This window comes from Methylophaga sp. UBA2689, from assembly GCA_002354555.1.
Classification (GTDB): Bacteria; Pseudomonadota; Gammaproteobacteria; order Nitrosococcales; family Methylophagaceae; genus Methylophaga.
Map to the genome: position 1 here is coordinate 32,045 of DELT01000044.1, position 7,181 is coordinate 39,225.

Consider the following 7,181-nt stretch of genomic DNA (forward strand, 5'->3'; position numbering starts at 1 on the left):
ATTTTTGCGACCGCCTGCGTTGTCAAACACTTATGTAAGATGGCTACACGGCGTGCTTTCCGCCTTGTCGGACACAAAAATAGCCGCCAGCAGTGGTGGATATGAAAGATAAACAAGCCCTCATAATTTACATAATAAGTTTCTGGTAATCCCGCAGATCAGTGGAGTAAGATGAATTGAACTCTGTTTGAGTACTTTTTATGTGTCGATTGATTGCGCTTGTCCTTTTGTTTATTACCAGTTCATCCATAGCTGAAGAGGCAAACCAAAAACTTACCCCTGTCTCAATCAAACTTCACTGGCAGCATCAATTTCAATTTGCAGGTATCTACGCTGCAAGAGAACAAGGTTATTATCAGGATGCCGGGCTGGCAGTAACTATCCTCACTGGGCAAAAAGCACCTTTCAACGATGTTGAAGACGGTAATGTTGAATTCGGAATTTCCGGTGCTGGATTAGTGGTAGAAAGACTTAAAGGGCGTCCTTTTGTTGCTCTCGCAGCGATTTTTCAAAGCAGTCCCTATACCTGGTTGGTCAGAGCAGACTCCCCCATAAAACACCCTACAGACTTTGTCGGTAAAACGGTCACACGTCAGTCTTATGCTGATGATTTATCAGCAATGTTGCTACGATTTGAGATACATCCTTCACAGCTCAATATTGTCGATCCCTCGCCTGAGGATATTGATAACTTAATTGACGGCAAAGTAGATGCGTTGACTGCGTATATTTCCAATGAACCTTTCCAGATGTTAAGCCGTGGTGTGGATTATCGGACATTGTCACCTCATGAATACAACATCAATTTTTATAGCGATATCATTTTTACCTCTGAGCAGTATTTAAAACGTCAACCAGGCGATGTAGAAGCCTTTCGCACTGCAACCTTGCGTGGTTGGCAATATGCTCTGGAACATCCTTATGAAATGGTCGATCTGATTTTAAGAAACTACAACACGCAAAATAAAACGCGTGCGCATCTGGAATTTGAAGCCGAAAAACTTAGCGAACTCAGTTTGTACCCGACGGTATCACTGGGCCATATGACAATTGAGCGCTGGCAAAAAATTGCTGAACATTATCAACAATTAGGTTTGATTAATGATGACCAGGCACTAAACGGGTTTATCTACGATACAACTCCAAGTGTGTCTATCTGGTTTAAATGGCTGGTAGTTTTACTTGGCATAGTGGCGTTGTTAACGATGATTGGTTATTTTATCAAACGCCATCATGCCAAAATACTCAGTAATCGAGTTGCCATACAAACGGCAGCATTGGAAGCAGAGCTGCAAAAAGGTAAAGCCTTGGAGCAAAGGGCTAAACGTGAAAGTGATCGTTTACAAACCTTGCTTAACCATACCCTTGAAGGCGTTATTACCATTGATGAAACGGGCATTATCCAGAACTTTAATGCAGCTTCAGTACGCCTGTTCGGTTATCAGCCAGAAGAAATTATCGGTCAGAATATTACTCAGCTGATGCCGGCCCAGCATCGTAAAAATCACGAACATGGGATGTCGCGATTTCTCAGTAGCGAGAAATCCACCATAATTGGCCAGCCAGTTGAGTTGGAAGCATTACATAAAAGCGGACAAATCATTCCCATCGAACTGACGTTGAGCGCATTTCAATGGGAAGGACATTATTTCTTTACTGGTATTGTCCGTGATATTTCCCTTCAAAAAGCTGAACATCTGGCTTTAATCGCTGCCAAGGAAGAAGCTGAAAAAGCCAACCAGGCAAAATCGGAATTCCTGTCGGCAATGAGCCATGAATTACGCACACCTTTAAATGCGATTTTGGGGTTTGCCCAGTTACTGCAAAGTGACAATGATGCACCACTCACAGAAACCCAGCAGGACAGTTTAAAGCTCATCATTCACAGTGGAGAACACTTGCTCAAGTTAATTAATGATGTGCTGGAGCTGGCTAAAATTGAAACCGGTACAGTGGATGTATCGATTGAACCGGTAAACGTCAATATCGCCATTAAACATTGTTTGCCGATGCTAAAAAACCTGGCAGCTCGCTATCGTGTAAGCATTCATACTGATGATATTCCTGACCAGTTGGTCCTGGCTGATTTAACAAAACTCAAACAGGTACTGATAAACCTGGTCAGTAATGCGATCAAATATAATCGTCCTGACGGCGAAGTCATTATTAGCGTTGAAGTTATTGATTCCACCAAACGCTTACGTATCACAATTCGGGATACCGGCATTGGAATTCCGCAGGATAAACAGGCTTATCTGTTTACTGCATTTGATCGTCTGGGTCAGGAAAACTCGGGGATTGAAGGGACTGGAGTCGGGTTGATTGTGACCAAGAGACTGATAAAAGCCATGGATGGGCATATCGGTTTTGAAAGCTCAGAAAATCAAGGCACTCGATTCTGGGTGGAGTTACCCATAACAGAAGAGAATAATATCCAGAATGATGAAGTTCATCAGCAGACTGCACCGGTTAATGCCGAAAATCCCTTTTATGCCTCTGCTTCATCACTCATTCTGCATATCGAAGATAACCCCGCCAATATCAAATTGATGGAAGCATTTTTTGACCGTTTGCCCCAATACACTTTGCATATCTGCAAAACAGCCGAGGCAGGACTGGACTGGCTGGAAAGTAATATGCCAGCCGTGATACTGATGGATATTAATCTTCCAGGTATCAGCGGCTTACAGGCTACCGAACAGATAATGGCTAATCCCAAGTTCCAGCATATCCCAGTGATAGCAGTTACCGCTGCCGCCATGCCTTATGATTTGCAGCAGGCAGAAGGCCTGTTTACCGCCTATCTCACCAAACCGGTTAATTTTATTCTGCTGACTGAATTATTAAATCAATATAGTCAACCAGAAGCTCATTCCACTGACGGATAGCCTTCCCGCTCTGGAAAAAATAATAAAGGCTCAACACGGGCATCATTCAAACTCACCCCCAGATGCAGGTGTGGGCCGGTAACACGTCCAGTGGCACCCACAGTACCGATAATATCGCCCTGTTGAATGTTTTGCCCTGCTTTGACATCAATCCGATCCAGATGACAAAACATGGTTACCAACCCCTGACCATGGTCAATCATGACTGTATTGCCATTGAAAAAATAATCGCCGGTATCCGTCACTATACCGTTAGCTGGTGCCATAATTTCGGTTCCGGTTGCTGCTGCAATATCAATCCCGCTGTGTGGGTTACGCTCTTCGCCATTGAATACACGACGACGACCAAACAGACCGCTGACCCGACCTTCAATGGGCCAGACAAAATTAAACGGCACACTGTCGTTGGCGCGCCAATGACGTAAGGCTTTATTTATTTTGGCTGTTTCGGTTTCAATGCGATCCATGTCTTCAGCATAGGGATTAACCTTTCGATCGTCAGGAACATTTATCCGTTGAGTAGGATAGGCTTTATCTTTGACCTCAAAGATAAAGCTGCTTAACGCACCCTGATTTTCCACCAGAATTTTGTGATTCCCCGGCTCGGCTGACAGCGGAATTCCCACCACGGCCTGCCATTGTGAATCCTGTTTTACTACCATCACCTGTTGTTTTTGATAGGTAACTTCAGGCGCTACATTTCCCTCGATTTCCAAAGGCAAAATGACAACACCACCTGGCACTGGAAATTGTTGTGGTAAAGCCCAGACAGGTGAACAGACTAATAGAATCAGCCAATAGCGAAATCTGAACATCATTTTTTACGACGCACTTCGCAGTCCAATTGACCTTCAAATAAACGAATTTGCAGGGATTGTCCGACGGTTACTTCATCAGAACGGTAAATAACATTACCTGTCTGTGCATCACTGGTAATGCTGTAACCACGTTCTAGTGTGTTGAGAGGACTAACCACTGATAAGGTACGCATCAACTGGGCCAGTTGCTTTTTATGATCGGTGATCTGTTGTCTGGTCAAACGGTTTAATTGTGAGGAAAGAGCCTCTACAAGCTGCTGCTGTTGCTTCAAGCGGGAAATCGGTAATAATCGCTTTAGGCGATCATTCAGGTTTTGGCTTTGCAATTTAAATTGCTGCTGTTGTACCGAAAAGGCTTTTTCAAACCGCTGAGTTAAATCCTGCAATCGGGTTTGACGCCAGCTGATTCGCAGCTGGGGATGCGGCAGTCTTACTGAAAGATAATCCAGTTGCTGCTGCTTGCCTTGTAACCGCCGCAGGATACTGTAATCCAGTTGCGTTTGCAGACGTTTTAACTGTTGTTGCTGAAGTTTGATTTGTTGCTGCGGGCGTGGCAGACGTTGAGACAGATACCGAATATGCCGCTGTTCATTGGCAAGTTTTTGTTGAATGCGATTGCCCAGGTTTTGCAACAAACCGCTAAGATTCAAGGCTAATTGGCGTGCTTCAGGTACCGCCAGTTCCGCAGCAGCCGAAGGCGTTGGAGCCCTGACATCGGCAACAAAATCGGCAATAGTAAAATCAATTTCATGACCTACCGCACTGATGGTCGGTATCTGACAGGCAAACAACGCTCTGGCAACCAACTCATCATTGAAGCTCCACAGATCTTCCAGTGAGCCACCTCCCCGCCCTACTATCAGCAAATCACACTCCTGTCGCTGATCAGCAGTTTGAATAGCGTTAGCAATCTGTCGGGGCGCTGTTTCACCTTGCACAGCAACAGGATAAAGAATCACTTTGATCGCCGGGAAACGACGTTTCAATACATGCAAAATATCATGTACTGCCGCGCCATCCGGTGATGACACAATACCGATGGTTTGCGGCAAAGCCGGCAACGGTTTTTTATGAGCGGTATCGAATAAACCTTCCTGCCCAAGTCTGGCTTTTAAGGCTTCATAAGCGCGTTGCAATGCGCCGCTACCCGCCTCTTCCATATGCTCAACAACCAGCTGAAATTCGCCACGACCCTCATAAAGGGTGACTTTGACGCGCAGTAATACCTGCATGCCATTTTCCGGTGTAAAGCGTAATTGTTGATTGCGTCCACGAAACATTGCACAGCGTACTTGCGCAGCTGAGTCTTTTAACGTGAAATAAATGTGCCCCGAGGCCGGCATTGCCAAATTGGAGATTTCCCCTTCCACCCACAAAAGCGGAAACGAACCATCCAGCATCAGCCGGACTTCTCTGACCAATCGCGAAACCGGATATACATCCTTGACAGCACGGGCAGCGAGTTTTACTTGCGAATCCGATGTCATAAGTGATGCCATAAACCACTAAGTTCCTGATATAATTTATCGATCATATTACAGTAAATTCGGGAACCCGCCTCATGAGAATTGCGCAAGAAGCCCTGACATTTGATGACGTTTTATTAGTCCCCGCCTATTCAAATGTTCTGCCGCGTGATGTCAGTCTGTCAACTCAACTGACAAGAGATATCACCATTAATATTCCACTGCTATCTTCTGCCATGGATACCGTCACTGAAAGTCGTCTGGCAATTGCTATGGCGCAGGAAGGTGGTCTGGGTGTTTTGCACAAAAACATGACTATCGAACAACAGGCTGAAGAAGTCCGTAAAGTGAAAAAATTTGAAAGCGGTGTGGTTCGTGACCCGATTACCGTCAGCCCTACCACCTCGATTGGTGATGTTGTCGCTTTGACCCGCTCTCATAATATTTCCGGTGTACCCGTTGTCGATGGCGATGATTTGGTAGGCATTGTCACCAGCCGTGACTTACGCTTTGAAACCCATTTCGACAATCCGGTTTCATCCATCATGACTGGCAAAGACAAACTGGTCACTGTCGGTGAAGATGCCAGTCGTGAAGAAGTTCTGCATCTGCTGCATACCAACCGTATTGAAAAAGTGCTGGTGGTTGATGATAAATTTCATCTGCAGGGCATGATTACAGTTAAAGATATTCAAAAACAAACTGATAATCCGCTGGCGTCTAAAGATGCACAGGAACGGTTACGCGTTGGGGCAGCAGTGGGTATTGGTTCAGAAAGTGAAGCCCGGGTGGCTGCACTGGTCGCCGCCGGTGTAGATGTGATTGTTGTGGATACCGCACATGGTCATTCTCAAGGGGTACTGGATCAGGTCCGCTGGATTAAACAACATTATCCACAGGTACAGGTCATTGGTGGCAATATCGCCACCGCCGCTGCAGCCAAAGCATTGGTTGAAGCCGGTGCAGATGCTGTGAAAGTCGGTATTGGTCCTGGCTCAATCTGTACCACACGTATTGTCGCCGGTGTCGGTGTACCGCAAATCAGCGCTATCAGTAATGTTGCCGCAGCACTGGCTGGAACCGGTGTGCCGTTAATTGCTGATGGTGGCGTCCGTTATTCGGGTGATATTGCCAAGGCCATCGTGGCCGGTGCCCATGTCATTATGGTGGGCGGTATGTTTGCCGGAACTGAAGAAGCACCAGGTGAAGTTGAATTGTTCCAGGGTCGGGCATACAAATCCTATCGTGGCATGGGTTCTATGGGTGCAATGCAGCAAAAACAAGGTTCCAGCGATCGCTATTTCCAGGAATCCAGTGAAGCCGACAAACTGGTTCCGGAAGGCATTGAAGGTCGTGTGCCATTCAAAGGCAGCCTAAGCCCGCTGATTCACCAGTTAATGGGCGGCGTTAGAGCTTCCATGGGCTATACCGGTAGCCGCACTATCGAAGAAATGCGTACCAAACCTGAATTTGTCCGTGTGACTTCTGCTGGTATGAACGAAAGCCATGTTCATGACGTGACCATTACCAAAGAAGCACCGAATTACCGGGTTAATTAATTTTTGAATACCGGCTTCTCTCTGGAAGCCGGTATTTTTTATCTGACTGTAAGAGAGATTCATGAGCAGCCATATTCACGACCATCGCATTCTAATCCTTGATTTCGGATCACAATACACCCAGCTTATTGCCCGCCGAGTGCGCGAAGCCGGTGTGTATTGCGAATTACGCAACCCGGATATCAGCGAAGCAGAAATTCGTGAATTTGCTCCAAAAGGTATCATTCTTTCCGGTGGTCCTGATTCAACAATTGGTGAGGCTGCACCAGCTGCACCACACTGCGTATTTGAAATGAACCTGCCCGTGCTGGGTATCTGCTACGGCATGCAAACCATGGCTACGCAACTGGGCGGTAAGGTCGAATCATCATCCCACCGTGAATTTGGCTACGCTAAAATTCGTGCACATGGCCATTCTGCATTTTTAAAAGATATTGAAGACCATACAAC

Annotated in this window: 5 protein-coding genes; 3 read left to right on the top strand and 2 right to left on the bottom strand. The window is 46.0% G+C overall.

Annotated features, from left to right (window positions below; genetic code table 11):
- The first annotated feature begins 200 nt into the window (after window positions 1–200).
- Window positions 201–2,888 carry an ABC transporter substrate-binding protein gene (locus B3M51_RS04800; RefSeq protein WP_292757201.1) on the top strand — a complete coding sequence of 896 codons (2,688 nt, stop codon included), beginning with the start codon at window positions 201–203 and terminating at the stop codon, window positions 2,886–2,888.
- Here B3M51_RS04800 and B3M51_RS04805 read toward each other — a convergent pair.
- Window positions 2,870–3,706, bottom strand: coding sequence for a peptidoglycan DD-metalloendopeptidase family protein (locus tag B3M51_RS04805; RefSeq protein ID WP_292757203.1), 837 nt, complete (start codon window positions 3,704–3,706; stop codon window positions 2,870–2,872). The genes B3M51_RS04800 and B3M51_RS04805 overlap by 19 nt on opposite strands.
- Window positions 3,703–5,205 (bottom strand): exodeoxyribonuclease VII large subunit, encoded by a 1,503-nt coding sequence (gene xseA / locus B3M51_RS04810; RefSeq protein ID WP_292757205.1) that lies wholly within the window; start codon window positions 5,203–5,205, stop codon window positions 3,703–3,705. The genes B3M51_RS04805 and xseA overlap by 4 nt, the downstream gene beginning before the upstream one ends.
- Before the next feature lie 62 nt (window positions 5,206–5,267).
- Here xseA and guaB point away from each other — a divergent pair, with 62 nt between their 5' ends.
- Window positions 5,268–6,731 carry an IMP dehydrogenase gene (gene guaB, locus B3M51_RS04815; RefSeq protein ID WP_292482561.1) on the top strand — a complete coding sequence of 488 codons (1,464 nt, stop codon included), beginning with the start codon at window positions 5,268–5,270 and terminating at the stop codon, window positions 6,729–6,731.
- 61 nt (window positions 6,732–6,792) lie between these two features.
- A partial coding sequence (locus B3M51_RS04820; RefSeq protein WP_292757224.1) for a glutamine amidotransferase-related protein occupies window positions 6,793–7,181 on the top strand: 389 nt, incomplete at its 3' end.

What these genes read in the sequence shown, in the direction of transcription:
- B3M51_RS04800 (WP_292757201.1), top strand. Translation starts at nt 201, where the DNA reads ATGTGTCGATTGATTGCGCTTGTCCTTTTGTTTATTACCAGTTCATCC.
- B3M51_RS04805 (WP_292757203.1), bottom strand. Translation starts at nt 3,706, where the DNA reads ATGATGTTCAGATTTCGCTATTGGCTGATTCTATTAGTCTGTTCACCT.
- xseA (WP_292757205.1), bottom strand. Translation starts at nt 5,205, where the DNA reads ATGGCATCACTTATGACATCGGATTCGCAAGTAAAACTCGCTGCCCGT.
- guaB (WP_292482561.1), top strand. Translation starts at nt 5,268, where the DNA reads ATGAGAATTGCGCAAGAAGCCCTGACATTTGATGACGTTTTATTAGTC.